Annotated in this window: 21 protein-coding genes and 1 pseudogene; 1 reads left to right on the forward strand and 21 read right to left on the reverse strand. The window is 69.7% G+C overall.

The window, feature by feature from the left end:
- Positions 1-458: 458 nt before the first annotated feature.
- From VGB24_RS03020 to VGB24_RS03105, 19 genes and pseudogenes are all read right to left on the reverse strand, one after another.
- Positions 459-839 carry a hypothetical protein gene (locus VGB24_RS03020; protein WP_331071476.1) on the reverse strand — a complete coding sequence of 127 codons (381 nt, stop codon included), beginning with the start codon at positions 837-839 and terminating at the stop codon, positions 459-461.
- A 258-nt stretch (positions 840-1,097) separates the two neighbouring features.
- On the reverse strand, positions 1,098-2,096 hold the full coding sequence (gene cysK, locus VGB24_RS03025; protein WP_331071477.1) for a cysteine synthase A: 999 nt from the start codon (positions 2,094-2,096) through the stop codon (positions 1,098-1,100).
- Positions 2,097-2,193: 97 nt separating this feature from the next.
- The gene (locus tag VGB24_RS03030) at positions 2,194-2,730 is read right to left on the reverse strand and encodes an MOSC domain-containing protein (protein WP_414676701.1); all 537 of its coding nucleotides are present in this window, start codon (positions 2,728-2,730) and stop codon (positions 2,194-2,196) included.
- A 2-nt stretch (positions 2,731-2,732) separates the two neighbouring features.
- The gene (locus VGB24_RS03035; protein WP_331071479.1) at positions 2,733-3,323 is read right to left on the reverse strand and encodes a 2OG-Fe(II) oxygenase; all 591 of its coding nucleotides are present in this window, start codon (positions 3,321-3,323) and stop codon (positions 2,733-2,735) included.
- A 43-nt stretch (positions 3,324-3,366) separates the two neighbouring features.
- The gene (locus VGB24_RS03040) at positions 3,367-5,289 is read right to left on the reverse strand and encodes a PQQ-binding-like beta-propeller repeat protein (RefSeq protein WP_331071480.1); all 1,923 of its coding nucleotides are present in this window, start codon (positions 5,287-5,289) and stop codon (positions 3,367-3,369) included.
- Positions 5,290-5,316: 27 nt separating this feature from the next.
- On the reverse strand, positions 5,317-6,078 hold the full coding sequence (locus tag VGB24_RS03045) for a TonB-dependent receptor (protein WP_331071481.1): 762 nt from the start codon (positions 6,076-6,078) through the stop codon (positions 5,317-5,319).
- Positions 6,079-6,572: 494 nt separating this feature from the next.
- Positions 6,573-7,931: an amidohydrolase family protein gene (locus VGB24_RS03050; RefSeq protein ID WP_331071482.1), complete on the reverse strand. Its 1,359-nt coding sequence runs from the start codon at positions 7,929-7,931 to the stop codon at positions 6,573-6,575.
- A 227-nt stretch (positions 7,932-8,158) separates the two neighbouring features.
- Positions 8,159-9,763, reverse strand: coding sequence for a hypothetical protein (locus VGB24_RS03055; RefSeq protein ID WP_331071483.1), 1,605 nt, complete (start codon positions 9,761-9,763; stop codon positions 8,159-8,161).
- 122 nt (positions 9,764-9,885) lie between these two features.
- Positions 9,886-10,398, reverse strand: coding sequence for a hypothetical protein (locus tag VGB24_RS03060; protein WP_331071484.1), 513 nt, complete (start codon positions 10,396-10,398; stop codon positions 9,886-9,888).
- Positions 10,399-10,492: 94 nt separating this feature from the next.
- Positions 10,493-11,332 (reverse strand): helix-turn-helix transcriptional regulator, encoded by an 840-nt coding sequence (locus tag VGB24_RS03065; protein WP_331071485.1) that lies wholly within the window; start codon positions 11,330-11,332, stop codon positions 10,493-10,495.
- Between the two features lie 168 nt (positions 11,333-11,500).
- Positions 11,501-12,244, reverse strand: coding sequence for a class I SAM-dependent methyltransferase (locus VGB24_RS03070; protein WP_331071486.1), 744 nt, complete (start codon positions 12,242-12,244; stop codon positions 11,501-11,503).
- A 42-nt stretch (positions 12,245-12,286) separates the two neighbouring features.
- Positions 12,287-13,327: a hypothetical protein gene (locus tag VGB24_RS03075; protein WP_331071487.1), complete on the reverse strand. Its 1,041-nt coding sequence runs from the start codon at positions 13,325-13,327 to the stop codon at positions 12,287-12,289.
- A 103-nt stretch (positions 13,328-13,430) separates the two neighbouring features.
- Positions 13,431-14,000 carry a hypothetical protein gene (locus VGB24_RS03080; RefSeq protein ID WP_331071488.1) on the reverse strand — a complete coding sequence of 190 codons (570 nt, stop codon included), beginning with the start codon at positions 13,998-14,000 and terminating at the stop codon, positions 13,431-13,433.
- A gap of 158 nt (positions 14,001-14,158) precedes the next feature.
- A complete protein-coding gene (locus VGB24_RS03085; RefSeq protein WP_331071489.1) occupies positions 14,159-14,557 on the reverse strand; it encodes an ATP-binding cassette domain-containing protein in 399 nt (132 codons plus the stop codon).
- A 92-nt stretch (positions 14,558-14,649) separates the two neighbouring features.
- Positions 14,650-14,961 (reverse strand): annotated as a pseudogene (locus VGB24_RS25300) (ATP-binding cassette domain-containing protein); the annotation flags it as partial.
- The gene (locus tag VGB24_RS03090; RefSeq protein ID WP_331071490.1) at positions 14,874-15,092 is read right to left on the reverse strand and encodes a hypothetical protein; all 219 of its coding nucleotides are present in this window, start codon (positions 15,090-15,092) and stop codon (positions 14,874-14,876) included. The gene VGB24_RS03090 and the pseudogene VGB24_RS25300, both read right to left, overlap by 88 nt.
- A 444-nt stretch (positions 15,093-15,536) precedes the next feature.
- Positions 15,537-16,079 (reverse strand): hypothetical protein, encoded by a 543-nt coding sequence (locus tag VGB24_RS03095; protein WP_331071491.1) that lies wholly within the window; start codon positions 16,077-16,079, stop codon positions 15,537-15,539.
- A gap of 180 nt (positions 16,080-16,259) precedes the next feature.
- Positions 16,260-16,847: a hypothetical protein gene (locus VGB24_RS03100; RefSeq protein ID WP_331071492.1), complete on the reverse strand. Its 588-nt coding sequence runs from the start codon at positions 16,845-16,847 to the stop codon at positions 16,260-16,262.
- Positions 16,848-16,861: 14 nt separating this feature from the next.
- Positions 16,862-17,242: a hypothetical protein gene (locus tag VGB24_RS03105; RefSeq protein WP_331071493.1), complete on the reverse strand. Its 381-nt coding sequence runs from the start codon at positions 17,240-17,242 to the stop codon at positions 16,862-16,864.
- Positions 17,243-17,539: 297 nt separating this feature from the next.
- Here VGB24_RS03105 and VGB24_RS03110 point away from each other — a divergent pair, with 297 nt between their 5' ends.
- Entirely contained in the window at positions 17,540-18,358 is an 819-nt protein-coding gene (locus VGB24_RS03110; protein WP_331071494.1) for a class I SAM-dependent methyltransferase, read from the forward strand.
- Between the two features lie 142 nt (positions 18,359-18,500).
- On the opposite strand, the gene VGB24_RS03115 is transcribed toward VGB24_RS03110, so the two are convergent.
- The gene (locus VGB24_RS03115) at positions 18,501-19,442 is read right to left on the reverse strand and encodes a hypothetical protein (RefSeq protein WP_331071495.1); all 942 of its coding nucleotides are present in this window, start codon (positions 19,440-19,442) and stop codon (positions 18,501-18,503) included.
- A 25-nt stretch (positions 19,443-19,467) separates the two neighbouring features.
- Positions 19,468-20,403 (reverse strand): hypothetical protein, encoded by a 936-nt coding sequence (locus VGB24_RS03120; protein ID WP_331071496.1) that lies wholly within the window; start codon positions 20,401-20,403, stop codon positions 19,468-19,470.
- Between the last annotated feature and the right edge of the window lie 372 nt (positions 20,404-20,775).

The raw sequence follows: 20,775 nt of genomic DNA on the forward strand, positions 1-20,775 counted from the left end.
GTTCCGTTTGTACGCTACGGGAGATTTCCTGAGCAGCCCCCGATGCCGCGCGATGCACGAGCGGCGCTTGGGCCTGCGCGACCACTCCATTTCTTCTGGGCGGATCGGCCACTTCTTCATCACGGCCTCGATTGCGGCCCGAATCTGTTCGTCGGTGAACCGACCCGGCCCCACGTTCATCCCGGTCCGCTCCGGCTTCCTCTGTCCAAGCATGGGTTCCGCCTTCGAAAGAGTGCAGAGTGAACGAAGGGTAATGCGGTCGCGGGCTCCTGTCCAGAGCGTGACGAAACTCCGTCGCACCTGAGGCGGAGCGGGATCGCGCGGATGGGGACGCGGGCGGGAACGCAGCGCGAAACGAGCGGCCCGGGAGGGATCCCGGGCCGCTCGTTCGTACTTCGATCTATGCCATCAGCGCGCGGATCGTCCGCGCGCATCGGGGAGGGGAAGGGTGCTCGCGGTCACTCCGCCAGGCGGATGGCGACGGCGCGGCCGCGGCGCTGGGGCTCGTAGTCGGTCAGCACCTCGGCCACGCGCTCCAGCGTGGTGGGGTCGCTGATGTCGCCGATGATGATGGCGTTGGCGCCCAGCTTGGCGGCACGCTTGCGCATCGCGCGGATCAGGTCGGTTTCGTCGGTCCACCCGGCGTCGCTCTTGGCCGTGACCAGGGCGATGCGCTCGTACTCGGCGGGGACGTCGCGCTCCCGCAGGAAGACGCGGACTTCCGCCGGGTTCAGCTCGGGATAGGTGCCGCTGCCGCCCAGGAGCACGGCGCTGGTGGTGGTGCAGGCGGCAAGCAGGATTGCGGCAATCAGGCTCAGGAGTGCGGCTCGGATCTTCATGGCGAACTCTCGGATCATCGAAGTCGAAAATGGACCGGCATCTGCTGGACTTCAAAGGCAAACGCTTCTCCATCGTGGTCCGGAATCGCAAGTCGATGATCCGCAATCGGATGCAGATTTTCGGGCTGCGTGGTGAGCCGACGGGGTGTCCTCTCGATCGGACATCTTTGCGGGCGAGGTGGAGACGCCGCGACGAACAGAAGCGGGGCCGGCTGCCACCTGGCAGCCGGCCCCGATTCCGTTGGAAACGCGGGTCGATCAGGCCGGGACGGGCTCCGCCGTAGCGAGCGCGTCCTGGAACTCGCCGAAGTCGGGCTCCGGCTGGTCGGCGTACACGGGGTTGGAAAGGTACCGCTCGCCGAAGTCGCAGATCACCGAGACGATCAGCTTGCCCTCCATCTCCGGCCGCGCCGCGATCTGCAGCGCCGCCCAGGTGATGGAGCCCGACGAGATGCCTGCGAAGATGGCCTCGTCGCGCGCCAGCCGCCTGGCGGTGGCGATGGCGTCGTCGTTGGTCACCTGCACGACCTCATCGAAGATCTGCATGTCGAGGTTGCCGGGGATGAAGCCGGCCCCGATCCCCTGCTGCTTGTGGGGCGAGGGCTGCCCGCCGGAGATCACCGGGCTCTCGGCCGGCTCCACCACCACGATGCGCACGCCGGGCTTGCGCTCGCGCAGGTAGCGGCCGACGCCCGTAGCCGTGCCGCCGGTGCCCACGCCCGCCACGAACACGTCCACCTGCCCCTGGGTGTCTTCCCAGATCTCCGGGCCGGTGGTGCGGTAGTGGATGGCCGGATTAGCGGGGTTGTCGAACTGCCGCGGCGTCCACGCCCGGCCGCCCAGCCTGCCCGCGATCTCCTCCGCGCGGGCGATGGCACCCTTCATCCCCTTGGGCCCCTCTGTCAGCACCACCTTGCAGCCCAGCGCGCGGAGCATGTTGCGGCGCTCCACCGTCATGGTCTCGGGCATGGTGAAGATGCAGCGGAAGCCGCGCGCCACCGCCGCGTACGCCACCCCGATCCCCGTGTTGCCGCTGGTGGGCTCCACCACCACCATCCCGGGCCTGAGGATGCCGCGCTCGATGGCGTCGTCCACCATGGCCGCGCCGATGCGGTCCTTGACGCTGTTGAAGGGATTGTAGCCTTCGTGCTTCACCACGATGCGTCCGGGAAGCCCCGCCGCGATGCGGTTGAGCTGGATGAGCGGGGTCCCCCCGAGCGTTTCCGTGATGTCTCCGTAGATCTTGCCGCGTACCATGCCGTCTCCCTGGAAAGTTGGCCGCCACCGCCGCACGCCTGGCGACGGGCCGATGAGGCCGATACACGAATCGCGGGGACCCGGTTCCGCCCGGTTTTCAGACCGGCGCCAGCGGGCGGTGCGGCCCGGGCGGCGGCTCCACGCGAATGGGGTCGCCCGGGCGCACCTCGCCGCCCGCGATCACGATGGCCATGACGCCCGCCTTGCGCACCAGCTCGCCGTCCTCGTCCCGGTCCAGGCAGGCCGCGGTCAATCCCGCCTGGAAGCGGTCCAGCTGCACGCACGGGTTCCGCAGCCCGGTCACCTCCACCACAGCGGATTCGCCCAGGTGGAGCCGGGTGCCGGTGGAGAGCGCAAGGAGGTCGATCCCTCGCGTGGTGACGTTCTCGCCGATGTCGCCCGGCTGCACGGAAAACCCCGCGGCGCGAAGCTCGTCGTGCAGCTCGGCGTGCACCAGGTGCACCTGCCGCAGGTTGGGCCGTGTGGGATCGGCCCGGACGCGCGAGCGGTGCTTGACGGTGACGCCCATGTGCGCGTCGCCGTCCACGCCCAGTCCTTCCAGCAGGTGGATGGCCTCCGCGGTCTGCTTTCTGAACGTGTGCCGGGCGGAGCGGCTGACCGCGACGACGGAGATGCTCACGGCGCGTCCGCGGTGCGGAAGAAGCAGGCGATGGTGTAGCGCACGCCGTGGGTGACGGGCGTAACCTCGTGGGTGGTCTCCGAGCGAAAGGCCACGAGGGTGCCCGGGTCGGCCGGGGCCTCCACGCGCCGGTCGGGATCCGTGCGGTAGTCCCCGTGCAGCACCAGCGGGCCGCCGCCGTACGTGCCCTCACGCGGCTCGTCCGAGCGCTCGTTCAGGAAGATCACGGTCGAGACGCGGCGGAAGCGCGAGGCGTCGTACACCAGCGAGGTGTTTCCGTCCTGGTGGGGAACGAAGAAGTCGCCCTCTTCGTAGCGCAGGAACTGCGGGTCTTCGCAGTCGCCGAGCGCCACGCCGAAGCGGGCCGCCAGCACGTCCGTGGCGTTCATCAGCCGCTCCTTCATGCGGTCCCGCGTTTCGGGCGAGACGGCGAGCCGCGTCGTCTTGCGGACGCTCGGCTGCACCCGCCCGGCCATGTCCGGGCTGAGCACGGTGGCGGCGGTGCCCGGAATGGCGCGCAGCTCCGCGAGAAGCTCTTCACGTTCGCCGTCGGGCACGAAGCCCGGGATTTCGAGCAGGTCGATCATCGGTGCGATGGAGAGGAGATGGAAAAGAGCCGGGATCCGCGGATCACGCGCGGCCGATCGTGCGCGGCGGAAGCGTGACGCCCACGACCACGTCGGAATACGACCCGGCGTACACCGAGCCGTCCCCGGCCGCGGGGGAGGAGAGGAGGTGTCCCGTGGGTAGGCGGTGACGGGCCACGATCCGTCCGTCGTCCGCCGCGATCACCCACAGGCTCCCGTCCACCGAGCCGATGCTGACGAGCCCGTCCGCTACGGCCGGGCTGGAATCGTAGATGGTGCTGCCGGTGGCCGCCACCCAGACCTCGCGCCCGTCCGCCGCATCGATGCAGCGCACCTCGCCCCGCTCGCCCAGGCAGCCGATGTAGATGCGGCCGTCCACCAGGGCGGGGGAGGAGTAGCCCACCTTGTCCCCCGGCGAGGTGTACGTCCATCGCGTCGCCCCGGTGGCGGCGTCGAAGGCGTGGAGCACGTTGCCGTTGGCGGGGATGTACACGGTTCCCCCGCCCACCGCCGGCCCGCCGATGGCCGGCGAGTACGCGAACGAGCGCTCCGTCCCCGGCTGGCGCCAGGCGAGCGCGCCCGTCTCCGCGTCCAGCGCGTACACGTGCTTGTCCCACGCGCCGATGAAGAAGCGCTCGCCGTCCGTCCCCGCGGGGCTCTGCGCGAACGCCGACGGGCTGGGCGGAAGCGCGAAGGTCCATCGCACCGCGCCGTCGGACAGGTTCAGCCCGTACACCGTGCCGTCGCCGGACGCGATGGCCGCCACGCCCCTGGCCACGGCGGCGGAGGCGTACACCGGCCCGCCCGTGCGCCGCGCCCACAGCCGGCGCCCGTCGCGGGCGCGGAAGGCGTACACCTGTCCGTCCGCGCTTCCCACGATGATCCGACCCTCCGCCAGCACGGGAGACGAGTGGCAGTAGCCCTCCGTCTGCGCCTTCCAGCGCGGCGTTCCGTCCGCGGCGCGCAGGGCGTTCACCGATCCATCCATGGCGCTCACGTACAGCGTTCCGTCCGCCAGCAGCAGGTGCGACATCACCCCGCCGGTCAGCCGCCGCTCCCAGCGCCGCTCCAGCTGGGGGACGACGGGGGCGGGGACGGCCGCGGCCGCCCGGGCCGCCGCGGCGCCGATGTTCAGGCCCACGGGGTAGACCGGCCGCTTGTCGCGCGCGGCGGCCACCGGAACGGTGGCGATCAGCCGGGGCTCCGGCTGTTCGGTGGTGCGGCGCGAGAGCCGGACCTCGCCCGCGAGCGCATCCACGTCCACGCGCTGGTACGAGCCCTGGTACAGCCCCTTGTTCATCGTGGACGCGAGGCCGTTCCACTCCCACAGCAGGTCCGAGTGGCCGTGGCCATTGAACACCAGCTTCACGTTGTACGGCTCGATCGCCCGGAACAGCGCGTCCTGGTTGTCTACCATCACCGGCGCGCGTCCCACCCAGTGATGGGTGAACAGCATCACGGGCGTGGCCCGGCCCACGCGGCGCAGGTCGGCCTGCAGCCAGCGGAGCTGGGCCGTCTCGTAGTGGCCGTAGTGCGAAAGGGGAACGGTGCTGTCGAGCAGGACGAAGTGGACGCCGGCGTGATCGAAGGAGCGGAACGGCGCGCCCACGCGCTCGCGGAAGATCTGCAGCCCCCGCGGGGCCCAGCGCACGTCGTGGTTGCCGGGCACGTGGTGCACGGGAAAGCCGATCCCCGCCAGCACCCGGTCGTAGCCGTCGTACTCGCCGGCCCAGCCGTAGTCGGTCACGTCGCCGCCGTTGATGGCCAGCGTCGGACGCACCCGCTCCGCCATCTCCACCACCAGCGAGCGGCACGCCTCCAGGTTGCGCCCCTCCAGCCCCAGGTGGGTGTCGCTGAAGAAGGCGAAGGTGAACGACCGCGGGTCCGGCAGCCAGCGCAGCGCGGGCGACAGGCCCGTGGCGAGTCCCAGCTTCAGCAGGTCGCGGCGGGTGATGGACGATGTCATCGGTGATGTTCGCGAGGTGGATGCGCGCTACGATCGTCGCAGCCAGATGACGATCACGCCGCACCCGGACGATCCGCCGTACTCCGTCGGCGCCTCGGCCGCGCCGGCGTACGCCTCGATGGCTTCTACGTGCTCGGGAGGGAGCATCGCGAGCTGATCCATGTCGGCCGGCATGCCATCGATGTAGACCGCCGGCTGGCAGGCCCCGCTCCCCAGGCTGTCGGGGCCGCGCCTGGACTGCACCACACACCGCGTACCCACACTTCCCGCGGCGACGGAGAAGCCCGGGAGACGGTAGAAGAGGGGGCACAGGCTGCCGCCGATGCGTTCCGCCCGGGCGACGTCCTGGCGGTCCAGGAACCTGCCCAGCCCCTGCTGCCGCCGCTTGTAGAAGCCGTTCTGGTGCAGGCGCAGCACGAACCGCTCGGCCGTCGCGACGACGGTGTCCAGCGCCAGCGGTTCGGGGGTCAGCACCACGCGGATGGCGATGGTGGCGCCGGGGGCGAAGTCGAGAAGCGCGCGTTCTTCGCGGAAGCCCGGATGGCGGATGCTCACCAGGCGCGAACCGGGGGTGATCGGCTGCACGGTGGCGTTCCCCGCGCTGTCCGTCGTGCCCGGCACGGGTGATCCGCTCACCACGATGCGCGTGCCGGGAACGGGGCGCTGCAGGCTGTCCGCCACGACCACATCCAGCCGCGCTGGACGCCCCTGCGCCTGCGCCTGCCCCGCGAAGAGCAGCGCCAGGGCGGCCAGGAGGAGCCGGGGGATGACGGAGATCGGCGGGCGCATGGGGCAGGCGTGGAGGGTTCGGGCTCTCCGCAAGCTCATCGGGAAGGGGAGCGCGCGCAAGAGCGGCCGGCCGGACGAACTCTGTCATCCTGTGAGGCCCAGGCGCGCTGGACCAGCCCGCCCGCAGGACTTTGCCGGCTGAAGGATCTTGCCGCGGAACCGTACAAGCCTGGCGCGCGGCAGCGGTCATCAATCCTAGGGCCTCGGCTGCCGTGGGGCCCTCACCCGTCCTCGCTTATGCTCGTCCACCCTCTCCCACAAACAGCGTGGGAGAGGGTGTACACACCAGAGTCGATGCGTGGGGGGCCGGGTCCGGTGCTCGGGCCGGCGCCCCCCACCCCCAACCCTTCCCCCGCAAAGGGCCGCGGGGGAAGGGAGCCAGTCGAGTGCGCGAGGCCAGCCGGAGCGCGGTTCAGCTCTCCCCCTCCCCTGCGCAGCGGGGGACGGGGGCCGGGGGGAGGGGGCTCCCAAGGCATGCCCGCCCTACCGCCCGCCTACCGCGCGCTGCGGGCGAGCAGGGCCGCCAGGGCGCCCTCGTCGAACCACCGCCCGCGGGCCATCACCCCGGCGATCGCCCGCGTGTTCCTGATGTCGTCCAGCGGGTTCGACGAAAGCAGTAGCAGGTCCGCGCGCCTGCCCGCCTCCACCGTGCCGAAGTCGTCCTTGCGCAGGTACGCCGCGGCGTTGCGCGTCCCCGCGGAAAGCGCTTCGTAGGGCGACAGCCCCAGCTCCACCAGGTTCTGCAGCTCGTGGTGCACCGAAAAGCCGGGCACCGCGCCGGCGACGGGCGCGTCGGTCCCCACCAGCAGAGGCACGCCTTCGCGGTGCATGGCCTGCAGCAGCAGCCGCTGGTAGTGCAGCCCGGCTCGCAGGTGATGAAGCCGCCGGGGGTGCGCGAACATCAGGGACCGCTCGTTCTTTTCGCGGATCCACGCCGCGTTGTACAGCGTGGCGGGGATGTACCGCACCTCGGGACGCGCAAGCTCGCGGTCCAGGTCTTCCGCGTGGGCGATCATGGCCTGGTAGGTGACGAACGTTGGCGTCACGTACGTTCCCGCCTCGGCGGTGATGCGCGCGAAGTACGAGACGACGGCGGTGTCCAGCTTTGCGTCCTGTGCGGTCAGCGTGTCGGAGCTGCGGAACCCGAAGTACTGGTACAGGAACTCTTCCATGTGCACGATCCCGCGCTGGCCCGAGCCCAGCGTGGCCTCCAGCCCGGCCGGGCGCACCACGTGGCCCACGACGGGCATCCCCAGCTGGTGCGCGCGCAGGGTGATGCCGCGGTAGCCTTCGACGGAGAGGCGGTTGTACACCTTCATCAGGTCGTAGCCCGCGGCGTGGTCCTGCTCCACCCGCCGCATTCCGCCCTCGCGCGTCATCGTGGAGTCATTGGCCTGGGCGCGCGCGATGTACAGCGTGGGCCCGGGCCGATGGCCGGCGTTGATGGCCGTGCGCAGCTGGAGCCGGGCCGAATCGCCCGGAAGCCCCATCCCGCCGAGCTCGATGGCGGTGGTGACGCCCTTCGCCAGGAGCACGGCGGCAACCACGCTGTCGATGTCCGCGCGGTTGCTCAGGTGGATGTGCGCGTCCACCAGCCCCGGGATCAGGTATCGGCCGCGCCCGTCGATCACCCGCGCCCCGGCCGGCACGGCCGTCCGCCCCGCGCGCCCGATCGCCTCGATGCGCTCCCCGCGGACGATCACCGTCATGTCGCCCAGCACGGTGTCGCTCGTCATGGGAATGACGTTCACGTGCGTGATGGCGATCACGTTCCCGCCGCCGGACGGCACGGACGCGGGGTGCGGGTTCCGCGAGCACGCGGCCAGGAGGACGAGCAGGATGGAGCGCTTCACGCGGGGCCTCTCGGTGGGTGGGGGAGGGGTGTCCGCGTGGTTGGATACGGGCGGGGCGGGAAAGGTTTGATCCTGCGGCGGGCCAGGTGCCGAGCGCCGTCGGTCGATAGGCGCGTGTGGTTTACCGGATTTCGCGGGAAGGTTGGACGGATGATGGCGCTCAAAACGCGAGAGGCGGTCCCGGGTGTCCGAGGCCGCCTCTCGCGTCGATCTTCCGTGGTCGGGCGTCAGCGGCGCGCGAGGAAAGCCCGCGCGGCCGCCGCGTCCGGCCGGTCCGGGTCGGCCTTGGCCATCAAGGCCAGCAGCTGGCGGTAGTAGTCCGCCGCCGCGTCGCGCTCACCCGACGCCTGGGCGGCGCGCGCGGCGCCGTACAGGGCGCGCGCCCGGTTGGGCTCGCGGCGCAGCGTCTCGCGGTACGCCGCCAGCGCGTCCGCCGGGCGGCCGACTTCCAGCAGCAGGTCGGCCTGCAGCTCGCGCGCGGGGAGCAGCGGGCCCGGCATCACCGGGTGCTTCTCCACCGTTTCCTCCAGCTCCGCCGCCTGCCGTGCCAGCTGGAGCGCCCGTTCGCGGTCGCCGCCGGCATGGACGATCCAGGCCTCGGCGGCCAGACGCTGCGCCCCGACGGCGGTGGACCAGTACGATTCTCCCGCGGCCGTGAGGCTGTCGGCGAGCAGGGCCAGCGCCTGCACGGACTCCGCCGCGTCGCGGGGCGAGCCGGCGCGCGCCGCGCCGATGCCGCGGGCGAACAGCCGGATGGCCCTCACGTACGCCGGCGCCGACGCGGGCACCATCAGCTGCGCCGCTTCCGTCCACCGTCCCCGCTCCAGCGCCAGCCGCGCCTGCATCGCGCTGAAGTTGTAGCTGGTGATCCCGGCGCCGTAGAAGCGGTCGGGGTTCTGCACCGCGCGCTCCACCACCCGCGCGGCCTCGCGGTCGCGGCCCTGCTGGAGGTACGCGTACACCAGGTAGTCCATCGGGTGGACGGCCGCGTTGCTGTCGGCCTCGGCGGCGGCGGAGCGGCGATTGGTCTCGATGGACTCGTCCCAGTAGCCCAGTCGCGTGAAGATGTGCGAGGGCATGTGCAGCGCATGCGGCGCGTCGGGCGCAACGCCCGCGTAGCGGCGCGCGGCGTCCAGCGCCCGCTGCGCGATGGGCGGGGCGTCGAACGCGTGGATGGTGTAGTGGGCGAGCCCGGGATGGTCCGGACGATCGCGGAAGAGCGGCTCCAGGATGGCGGCGGCTGCGAGCTGCTTCGTGTACTGCAGGTCCGTCGGCGGGGCGTTGGCGATGAAGGCGCGCGCCAGGAAGATCGCGGCCTCGTCATCCTCCGGGTGGGCCTCGTGCAGGCTGCGCATCGCCGCCTCGTGCGCCTGGAGCCGGGCGCGGAACGGCGTCGTCGGGTGATCCGCGTACAGCGCCAGGGCGGCACGCGCATACATCTGCTCGCGGTGCGTCGCGCCGGCGGCGAGCTCGGTTGATCGCTGGGCGGCCTCCAGTCCCCGGGCCAGGTTCGCGGGCGAGGGCGGGATGGCGGTGAACAGGTTGCCCAGCAGGGTCATGGCCGTGCCCCAGTGCGGCATGGGGCACCGCGCGTCGGCGGCGGCCGCCTGCTGGAACTCGCGCTCCGCGGCATCGAACCAGAACGAGTGCAGCATCGCCACGCCGCGCTCGAAGTGCGCCTGGGCCGGCGGCGCGCACGACGTGGGGAACTCCACCTTTCCGATGCCGCTGGGGTGCGCGGCATGCGCGTGGTCCTGCGCGGCGGCGGGAAGGGCGATGACGAGCGCGAACGCGACTGCGGCGAGCGGGATGCTGTGTGGACGGCGGGCCATGGGCGGCCTCCTTGTCGGCGGGGAAACCTCGGATTGTCCGCACGATAGCCCGTCCGGCACGGGAAGGAAAGCGTTTCCGGCAACTGCTCCCGCCGCAGCTGCTGTCGGCGGGTGCCCGGCGCCTATGCCGCCGCCGTCGGCCGAGCCGGCGCAGAGTGACGATACGCTCGCAGGCTCGCCAGATATGCGGCGATGATCAGCAGGAAACGGATGCGGTCCCAAAAAAGCCATGCGCCCGCGCGTTCCGTGATCTGCTCCGGTGTGAGCCCCGCGCCGGCCTTCACCATCAGCGGCTCGATCTCCGGGATGAAGTACGATCCCGTCCAGAGGGTCACCACCAGGAAGAGACCGAGGCTCGCCCCCAGCCACAGGCGAGCCGGACGGTGCGGCCAGAGGGCGACGAGTGCGCCCACCAGGAACAGCGGAAAGGTGCCCAGCAGGGGATGAGTCCAGAACCGCGCCATGGCCGCGGCCCATTGCGATCCACCGAAGAAAGCGGGCAGTGACGCGGGAAGGGCGCCGCCCCACTCCGGGTTGATCACCAGCATCTGGTACACCGTGCCGCCCAGGAACACGGCGCCGAGCAGGAGGGTGATGGTCAGCAGCAGGTCGCCGATACGGTGGCGTGTCGTCATGGAAGCGTTCGATCGTGGAGAGACGGGTTCCGTCGCCGGGCATCCGCCGGCGGCCGTGCACCAGGATACCCGTCTCTCACCGCATGCGATTGTATCAATCGGACATCTGCGCCATGAACACGTGCCCCGTAACGGGCCCCTTTGCATCCCGGTACTGTGACGGCGTGATGCCGCCCAGCACCTTGAAGTCGCGACAGAAGTGGGCCTGGTCGTAGTACCCGGCCGCGTGCGCCACCCGGGTCAGCGACCCGCGGCCCTCCAGCAGGTGCATCGCCCTCACGAAGCGGCTCAGCCGCAGGTAGCTGGACGGGCTCACACCCACGCGGTCCAGGAACAGGCGCCGGAGGTGGCGCTCGGACACGTAAAGCGATTTGGCCACTATGCGCACCCCGCCCTCGTCGGCGAACCGCGCCCGCGGATCAGCCATCGCGCGGCAGGCGTGCGCCAGCAGCCCCGCCTCGGGCCGGGGCCGCAGACGGGCCGTCAGCCAGGGGACCACGATCGCGCAGCGCGCCGCGAAATCCGGTGCCTCGCACAGCCGCTCCCACACCTCTTCCGCGCCCTCCAGCACCAGCCGTCCCTCCACCCACACGTCCGTCGCCTCGCTCAACGGCAGGGCGAGCAGGGCGGCCGCCCATTCCGCTCGCACGCAGACGCCCAGCAGGTGCAAGCCGGAGGAGGGGACGGCGGTGAGGGCGGTGGTCTGCACGCCGGTGATCCGAATGCGCTCCGCCGCGGCGATGAACGCCTTGCCGCCGCGAACGACCGAGTACGCGGTGCCGTGCAGGTCGAAGATGATGTCTACGATCCCCTTGGGCAGGATGGTCTCCCCGGCGTACCCGGCATCGCCCTGGCCGGCCTGCACGGCCCAGATGGATTGCACCACCGGATGCAGCGGATGGCCAGGCGGGAGAACCAGACGTTGCGCGTTCATCAGGGAGCTTGCGGTGGGAGAAAGGCGTCCGAATGCTGACGGCGGGAGCACCCGGTGTGGGAGGCATTCGTCGCGGTGGATAGATAACGCCGATCAGCTCGATCGGAAATCATCATGGTGCGCGATCGATCCTGGTCCTGGATGGCGTGGACGTGAGTCGGTCGCGTGTCACCCGATCCGGCGGGCCGTGACGATCATCCGCCGCCCATCCAGGCGTTCCGCCCTGCGCGACGCATAGCTGGCGTGGACCTCGAACTCGCCGAATCCGGCCCCGCGCATCAGGTGAAGGAGGTCGGGCAGGGTCGTCATCGCGTACACGTGCCGCTTCCACGCCTTTTCCTCCCGTCGATCCGGCTCCGCGATCGTGTACTCCTGGTCGGTCGTAAACGTGGCCTCGTGGAAGTCCACCGTGTGATGGTGAAGAAGGCGAACCTGCTTTCCGTCCGCCTGCGTCACCACCTCTTCGGGAGCGCGGTAGTTCCTGAGGATCCACGGGAAGTTCGGCAGATCGAGCAGGAGAACGCCGCCGGGTTCGAGCGCCGCGTGGAGTTTTTGGAACGCGTCCGCCCGGTCGGCGGGCGTGAGCACGTGCGCGAAGGCGCTGTTGACGGCGATGGCGAGCGTGAACTCATGGTCGTGCGCCAGGTCGTTGAACGCCTCCGGGGTGACGGTGGCGCCTACGTGGGCCGCGGCGGCTTCCAGCAGATGGCGGTACTCCGGATCGGGCTCGGTGGCCGTCACCCGCCACCCCAGTGCGGAGAGCGGCCCCACCATCCGCCCCACGCCGGCGCCGACGTCCAGCACGCGGACGGGATCGGCGAGCCCCCGGTGCCCGGCGAGCCAGCGCAGGAAGTCCACGATGTGGGCCGGGTCCCCATCCACCGCCCTGTACAGCCATCCGAGATTCCCCATGCGTCTCTCCGGCGCCGAAGGAGGTGGTCGAGGAGGAGCGGGCTACCCCAGCACTCGCGAGAGAGAACGGGAGAGCGTGACCACGGGGGTGAACCTCCAGCCACTGCCGACGATCGCCTGCACGAGCGGCGCCTTCATCTCCGAAAGGACGAAGCGGTAGTCGTATGCCTTCATCGTCCAGCGGCCATCCCGAAAGAACACTCCCATCATGACCCCGCGGCTGTACTCGAAGAACGAGATGCCGCGAAAGAACGAGAACGAGCCGCCCAGGCGGGCGATGCCGGCGCTCCACGAAACGGTTCGACGCTCGTCCAGGCTCCGCACCCCGTGGCCGTCCGGGTCCAGTTCCATGTAGATCCTGTGGACGTCGCGAAGGCCACCGGCCTCCATCAGCCCGACCCACCGGGCATCCGCGATGCGCCACTCCGCGACCAGCCGGTTGGATTCCTCGCGGACGTGGAACGGCAGGTCCAGGTCGTTCAGGGCCAGGATGCGCGAGCGGAGCGTATCCACGGCCACGGGCGGGGTGCGGGCCGCGGGCGCGATCTCCGCCGCCCAGCTGGCGCCCCGGGCCATGAAGACGCCGAGCCCCAGGATGTACAAGCCCAGCCCGGAGAGGGCCACGCCCGTGTGGTCCGTGAAGAGGAGCCACATCAGGTTCTTCTCGGGATTCTCGCGGATGAACGGAAGGGCGCGGAGCCGCTCGTCGACCGCGCGGTCGTCCGCCGCCTCTACCTGCACGAGCCGGCGATCCACCGGCAGCAGCAATCCACGCCGCTGATCGTCGGCGCGCGTGTAGCGCACCACGTTCATCGTTTGCGAGGTGGAACTCGTGGGGAGGGACTGGCTGATGGACTCGGCTTCGTGGACCGCCGCCGCGGAGCTCGGGAATGCGGTCACGGAAACGGTGGAGCCATCGGGATACTGCCGCGGCGATGACCACTCGGGTCCCAGGCCGTCCTCGTTCAGCAGGTAGGGCGCGGGTCCAAGGAACGCGAGCAGGAAGGCGCCGGCGACCGGCACCACGACCGCGGCGAGGATGCCGGCCACGTACAGAATGATCCTGCGGCGGTTCGGCTTCATGGGCGGCGCCTGCGCGGGGTGCACCTCAACGCACACCGGAACGTACCCCGCGCTTCCGTCCGCGCCGCGAGGTCCCAGGCCAGGCGCGCGATACGATCCGGGATCATTTTGCTTCCACTCGTGTGAAGATCAACCTTCCATGCGGGTCGGAGTTGCTGTCGGTGTCCGACACGTCGGAGTAGGTCAGGAGGATGCGGGCCGGCCTGTCCGACTGGATGTCGCCGAGCGCCAGCCCTACCTCACGCTCCTCGTTTTCGTACAACCAGATCAGACGCCGGCCATGCAGCACGCCTTCCACCGTATGAAAGGAGATCGACAGCGGCGTGCCTGGACTCTCGACATCACCCGTGATGTCGAATCGCGAGTCTTTGCCGCGCTGGCGAATGGTGGCCGTTCCCATCCACTTTTCCCCATTGCTTTGCACCAGTTCAACTCGGTATTCGCCCGCAAGCTCGATCTCCGTGCTGTCTTCCTGTTGTCGCGTGCGCTCGTAGGCGTGCGAGGTGAGCCAGAAAACGAGCACGAAGCCGGCAAGCGCGCCACCGTACTTGATCGTTCCCCCCATGAGCTCCGACTGGCCTTCCGCGTGCGACTCCAGCCATCTGAACACCACGAACGTGACCAGGAGGCTGATGACCGCGAGGATGACGACTTCGACAAAGCTCTGTGACATGGGCGAGGCGCTAGGGTCGCAAGATGCGGCAGGACGGGCGGGCGGACCTGACGCGGGCGGCTGATGGGGGAACAACCGAACGTAGTCGGCGGAGGGACGGAGCACCAGCGTTTCCGCGGGGGCGCTGATCTGGGGAGCGTCATGCGCTGCAAGACGCGTCACACGGCGCCGATCCCGAGGTATTCGCGGCGAAAGAGCCAGTCGCGTTGCGCGGATTCCAGATCGCCGAGCGGGCGCGTGGTGCCGCCGTTGATCCATGTGACGCGGTCCGCGACGGACAGGATGAAGGGCACCTCGTGCCCGGTGACCACGATGGCCGTTCCGCAGCCGGCCAGCCTGCGGAACACGGCGATGAACACGTCCGTGTCCGCCGGAGTGATCCCCAGGAACGGCTCGTCCGCCAGCAGGCACGCGGGGGCGCGGATGACGGCCAGCGCCAGTTCGGCGCGCCGCCGCTCGCCTCCCGAGTAGCTGTCAGGCGATTGGTCCAGCAGGTGGGTGATCTTGAGCTCCTCCAGCACCTGGTCGCCGTCAGGCAGGGCGAAGCGCCTCCGCATTGCGGCAAGCTGCTGGCGAAAGATGAGCGTGCGGACCAGGATGGACCGGTCCGCGGGGAGCAGGAACAGCCCCTCGCGGGCCAGGCGGGGCAGGTGGTGCGCGTGTACACCTGGCCGCGGAAGCGCAGGTGGCCGTGGTCGGGCGCCATCAGCCCCGCCATGATGCGCAGCAGCGTGCTCTTTCCCGAGCCGTTCCGCCCCACGAGCGCGGTCACCACGCCGCGGTCGGCGTGCAGCGTGGCCGCGGAGAGCACCTTCCGCTCCCCGAACCGCTTGCCGATGGAGTCGGCGCTGAGGATGGGGTCCGCCGTGACGCTCACGCGCCGAACACGGCGCTGAGCCCCGCCAGCGGCAGGCCCACGTACGCGGCCAGCATGGGCCAGCCGAACCGGGCGACGGTGCACGCGGCTTCCAGCGCCGCCGCGGGCGCGAGCAGGTAGGCGGCGATCGTCAGCCAGCCGTAGCCGAGGTTGGCCAGGAACAGGTCCTCGTCGCTGCGCCGCGCCTGCAGCATCCCCAGGCCGGCCACCAGCACCACGATCAGCGGATTCGCCGCCGGGGAGCAGGTCGGCCGGGTCGAGCGCCCGCCCTCCCATGCTGCCGGCGAACGCCATGATGACGACGCGCATCATGTGCAGCAGCACCCAGTACGCCACCGAGCGGCGCATGAACACGCTGGAGAACGGCGCGACGAGGAGGCTGCTGGACAGGTGGCGCCGTGACATTCCGGGCGGGTCAGAATGGTGCGGGAAGGAAGTGCATCGGGGGCTCTCGTGTCGTCGAGAGTACCAGCGGGGCCGGCGCGTGGTTCCGCCCCGGGAAGGGCCGAGCTCGGACCTGGTCGACCCCCAGGTTCCGCTCAGCGGGGCCGGCGCTCCGGCCGGCCCAGACGCGTGCGGCTCCCGATGCACGTCGCGCACCGGGAGCCGAGTCGACCAAGATTTGTGGCCGGCCGCCCGAGGGCGGCGGCGGGACCCTGTTACGGAGCCGCGCCGGAGGCGAAGGACGCTCGCAGAACGCCGGGTTGCTGCCGGTTCACCGCCGCCGTGCTGCTGCTGGCGGCCGGGCCGATCTTCTCGATGGCGAGCAAGGTGTGCAGGGCCACGGGATAGTCTTCCTTGTACCGGTTGGCCGCCCAGTTGGGGATGTACGCCTCCAGCCCCCGCGAATAGCCGATCCCCTGGTACCTGGTCGAAACCACCAGCGTGTCGCCCCGCCGGATATCCAGCGAATCGATGGTGCCCTGCAGGCCACCCGGCAACCCGATTACGATGCGGTCGATGTTCGACGAGTCCGCGCGTTCCAGGAACTGCAGCCTGTCCAAATAATAGTGCTGCGGCGCGCCGTTGATCACCATTTCGGTCGCACGAAGGACCACGCGTTCGTCCGTCAGCGGCTGCGAAGACGGGTCGGGTCCCTCGTACGGGTCGAAGATGCTGTCCAGCAGTGGATCGCAGGCGGCGAGCCCGCCGGCGACGAGCAGTAGCGCCAGGGCGCGCGAAGCGTGGGTGAGCAGCGTCATGCGCGGTACCTTCTCCTATCGATTTGCGGATCGCTGTTGAACACAGTCTCTCGCCGGCGACGGACCGAGAGCCTCGGTGGGCGCCGCGATTGTACACCACGTCTTTGGTGCGGTTTCCGGCAGGGAAGTACATCACCCTGACCTTGGGCAGACTGCCGCTGCCGCACGGCATTCGGCGTGTCAGCGGCCGGCCGGGAGGTGATCCGCGATGAAGGCATTGAACCGCCTCTCGCGATCCACGCGGAACGGCCGGGCGGCAATCTCGGGCGGCGAGCGGCGGAATGCCTCCTTCTCCTCCACGCTGAAGTCGCTCCCGCGGATGGTCCGCCTGAAAACCGGGAGGGTCACCCGGTCGCCCGGCTGCAGGAGGAGCACGTCGGTGGAATACTGGCTGCCGGTGTGGGATGCGAAACCGGCTTCCTGGTGGTATTCGCGGATGCGCTCGTTCTCCAGCAGGACCGTGACCGGGGTGCCGCGCGCAACGATCACCACCGGCACCGCGACGCCTCCAACGGAGAGCTCCAGCGCGCCCGGGGCGACCGCCTCGAAGACGGCATGCACCTCCACCGTCTCGCCCAAGCTGCGGTGCGGCATCTCGTCGAGGCGCGCACCCAGGTAGCGCAGGTGCGGCGCGGCGGGATTGAGCGTCGTGGCCGCGCGGTCGCCGTCCGGCGCCGGCTCGGCCGACCGCTGCCACGCACCGGCGTCTCCTCGGCGCCTTGCTTCGAAGATATGCCCGCCGAGCGGTCCTCTGCCGTCTCCCGCCATCACGGGAATCACGATCACGTCACCCAGGCAGGCGGTGCGCCCTCTGCCCGCCGTGCGCACCCAGCCTCGCCCACGGAAAAGCCGGTGGTGTGCTCCACGTGCGTATAGAGCGGATCCTGCGGCCGCACACGGTCGCGGTACTCGTGCACGTAGCGAAGATCGTAGTCGCCGCTCCGGAGCGGGCGGACGTGCGCCAGCCAGAAGATGCCCCCGCGCTCCCGGAGGCCGGAGTGCAACTCGGTGCGGACGAGCTCGAAGTCGCTGCCCAGCGCGGCGGCGAGGCCCTGCCGAAGGTGCGCGGTGTCGGGGGGCGGCGCGTTGGCAGGCTGGGCGCCCGCGGGGCGGCTCAGCGCGAGGGAGAAGCAGAGTACGGTACCGCGGAGAAGGCCCTGCATGGTGCCTCTGGCATCCGGGGGTTCGCCTGCGGAAGGGCCGCACGGAGTCTGCGGCCGGCGCTCGTCTACCCGGCGACACCCGCCGGGTTTCCGCGTCCGCGGGTCGCGATGCCCACGGGCTCTGCGTCTTCTCGGCAGAGGAGCGTCACACGGGCGGATGCCGAGGTAGTCGCGGTGAAACAGCGGGTCGGTGGAGTCGGCGTAGGCGGATGGCGGAGCTTGGGCGGCGAACGGTAGCCGCGGGCTCACCCGGGGACGTATCTTCCGGCTTCGCCACTTTCTCAGGAAGGAACACCGGTGCACACCGCCGCTCGACTTTGCTGGGGCGCCGTCACGGCGCTCGTCGCACTCCCCCTGGCAGCGCAGCAGCCGCCCGGGCTGGACGTTCCCTACGTCCCCACACCGCCCGAGGTGGTCGCGGTGATGCTCGCGCTCGCCAACCCCACCCGCAGCGACGTGCTGTACGACCTGGGCTCCGGGGATGGGCGCATCGTGATCGAGGCGGCGCGGCGCTTCGGCACGCGGGGGGTGGGGGTGGACCTGAACCCGGTGCGGGTGGAGGAAGCCATCGCCAACGCCCGCCGGCGCGGGGTGCAGGACCGCGTGCGCTTTCGCCAGCAGGATCTGTTCGATACCGACCTTCGCCCGGCGAGCATCGTCACCCTGTACCTCCTCCCCCGCGTCAACCTGGAGCTCCGGCCCAAGATGTTCCAGCAGCTGCGCCCCGGCACCCGGGTGGTGTCGCACGCCTTCGACATGGGCGACTGGGAGCCGGACACCACCGTGGCGGTGCGGGTGAACCAGGGCACCGGCCGGGCGATGGTGTACGCCTGGACCATCCCGGCGCAGGTGGCGGGGAGGTGGACGCTTACCACTCCGGAGGGACGCCGGGTTGCGCTGCAGCTCCGGCAGCGCTACCAACGCTTCACCGGGCCGGGGGGAGTGAGCGGACGACTGGTCGGGGAGCGGATCGACTTCACCCTGACGGAACGGGTGAACGGAAGGACGGTGACCCGCCGCTTCTCCGGCCGCGTCACCGGCGACGGGATGAGCGGGCGGGTCGCCGGTGGGGGAGCGTGGAGGGCAGTGAAGGTACCGCCCGGTGCTCCGCGGTGAGTGAATGACTACGAGCACGCGCGAAACAATCCGCGAGGGCCCGACAACTGTAGGCCGAATGACACGTGAACCACGGGCAGTGCGTTGCATCCTTCCGCACTGGCTCTCCCATCGGACCGGCCGGCGCGTCCCCCCCAACCGGCTAGGCTCGCGGGCCACGACCGGGAAACATCATTGCCGTTATCGATCGTTGTTCCGAGCGGCCACTAGCCGGAGTCCATCCCAGGATCGCGCGCTCACCGGAGAACCGGAGTTCCAGAAGCGCTCGGTACCGCTCAAGTTCATCCAGCTCCGGCGTTTCAGCGCCTCGCACCAGCAGAATCAACACGCCGCCGGGCTTCATCAGCGGAGCTTCAGCGACCGACGCGAGCACGCTGGTGACCGACGCCACGAAGCTCTCTCCGATGCACTCACGTACGAGTGCGCTTCCGAGTCCTGCGTTTTCCAGGAGTTCCCTGCCGGTGACACGCTCGGAGAGCAGTCGAGCCCGTCCTTCGCTGAGGTCGGAAACCGCTTCGGCAACTACGCGCTGGTAATCGTCGGCTACAGCGAGCGCGGCATGCGGCAGGGCATGGCCTGGCGACGGCAACAACGAATCATGATGAATAACGATTGTGGAATGGCAGTGAGCGGCCAACCGCGACAGAGCGGCAGAGGCTGATCCAGTGCGGAGGCTGCCTTCCATCAGCGAGAATGGCAGTGTCACAACTGCAGCTGTCAAAGCATCGCCCTCCCGAGCGAGTTGTGCCGCGAGGGGGCTGAACTGGTTGGCGGTTCGGCCGCCCAAGCCCGCAAGGATCAATACGGTGGTCCGTCTGGCGAACGTTGTCTGCAGCGCCTCCCGGCACCCGCTCGAAGCAACAGGCGGATCCCTGCTCCCTTCGTCGGGCTCGGCCCGTTGGAGCAAAATGGGCGTCTCTGAACCGAGCAGTGGAGGCACGTGTGCAGGCACGGAAGTGTCTGCGAGTGCGACGTCCGCACCGGAAAAGCCAGACTGGATCAGGGCACGCGCAGCCCGGCACCCCGCGCCCCCAACGCCAAGCACAAGAAGTGGCGAACGCTCCCGCGAGCGGCTGTGCTGCATAATCCTTTCGCCTCGCGGAGAAGGGCTACCGCCGTGCGCTCTGCCTGCCGAACATCCGTAGAAATTCTTGTTCGCTGACCAGAAACACCTGCGGCTCCGGTTCCTCTGTATGGATGAGCACGCCCACTCCGGGCTTGCTGTCACGGAGCGTTACTGCCCCCGGCACCGACGCCCTCGCGTGAGACCCATCCTGCATGAGTAGAAGATCGGTGTAGCCATCGTTTGCTCCGGAGTGTACAAGATCGGCGAGCACCAAACCATTGCGCATCGTTGCAATGCCGGCCTGGGCACGAGCTCCCGGCTTCACATGTGCGGCACCCGGGCCACGCTGAAGTGTCGGCGGTGGCGCACGGAACGGATCCGGGATCGAAACCGAATGCGGCCCACTGTCGCCACACGGCCACTCGAGTAGCAGGGGAACGGTCGCGAGGTTGTGCCGAACCAGCGTGCCCTGGTGGTGTGCAATGAAACCATAGGGCGTGCCCATCGCGATTCCGCTGGCCGGCATCGAGTCCCGGTACAGGCTCTGCACCTCCGGACGGCCGTGCGCAAAACGCACCCGGTGGAGCCACAACGGTGCAGCACCTGCACCCTGCACGCGCGGGCCGTACAACCGCCATTCGCCACATGCCTCACCCGCCGCAAGGGGCAGGAAATCAGCCGTAAAGACGTGTTGAAGCTTCCCAGCCAGGTCAAACTGCTGTACACGCCGCTGGCCATCTGCAACCAGGATCGCGGTGTCGCCGGAGGTCGCCAGGGTCACTGGAAACCGCGCTTCGCCCGGGCCGCCACCCTGCCCAAGAAAACTGTGGCGCAGCGTCCCGCTGCGGTCGAAAACCTTCACGTGAGGGGGCACGGCGTCGAGTACCACAATGTGCGCACCATTCTCCGTCAGCCGGGCAGCGATCACCACACCCAACACGGCGCCAGAAGCGGTCACCCCGGACCCGTCGATGTGCACCAGGTGCCGCTCCTGCTGTGCGAGGAGATCAACTCCTGCTTGCGAAGGGTGTGGGAGTTCGGTGCCTAAGCGCGCCGATCGATCGCACGCCACGCAAGCGGTAATCAGACCGGCGACGATGAGGAGTCTTTGCATGGGTGATGTAACCTCCAAGTAAAGGGCAGCCCCTGGCCAGGAGAGCCGTGGATGTCTAGCTCAACAGCACGCCGTAGTAGCAGTACACGTTGTTCCCTTCCGTAACGCAACCTGCGTAGTAATGCACTTCTCCGTCATGCACGTGGACCAGACCGAATGTGCTGATGCAAGCCCAGCCGCATCCGCCTTCATCGGCCTTCAGATCTCCGGCGGACGTTGTCAGAAGGAGGAGGGCAG

The organism is Longimicrobium sp. (genome assembly GCF_036399935.1).
Classification (GTDB): Bacteria; Gemmatimonadota; Gemmatimonadetes; order Longimicrobiales; family Longimicrobiaceae; genus Longimicrobium.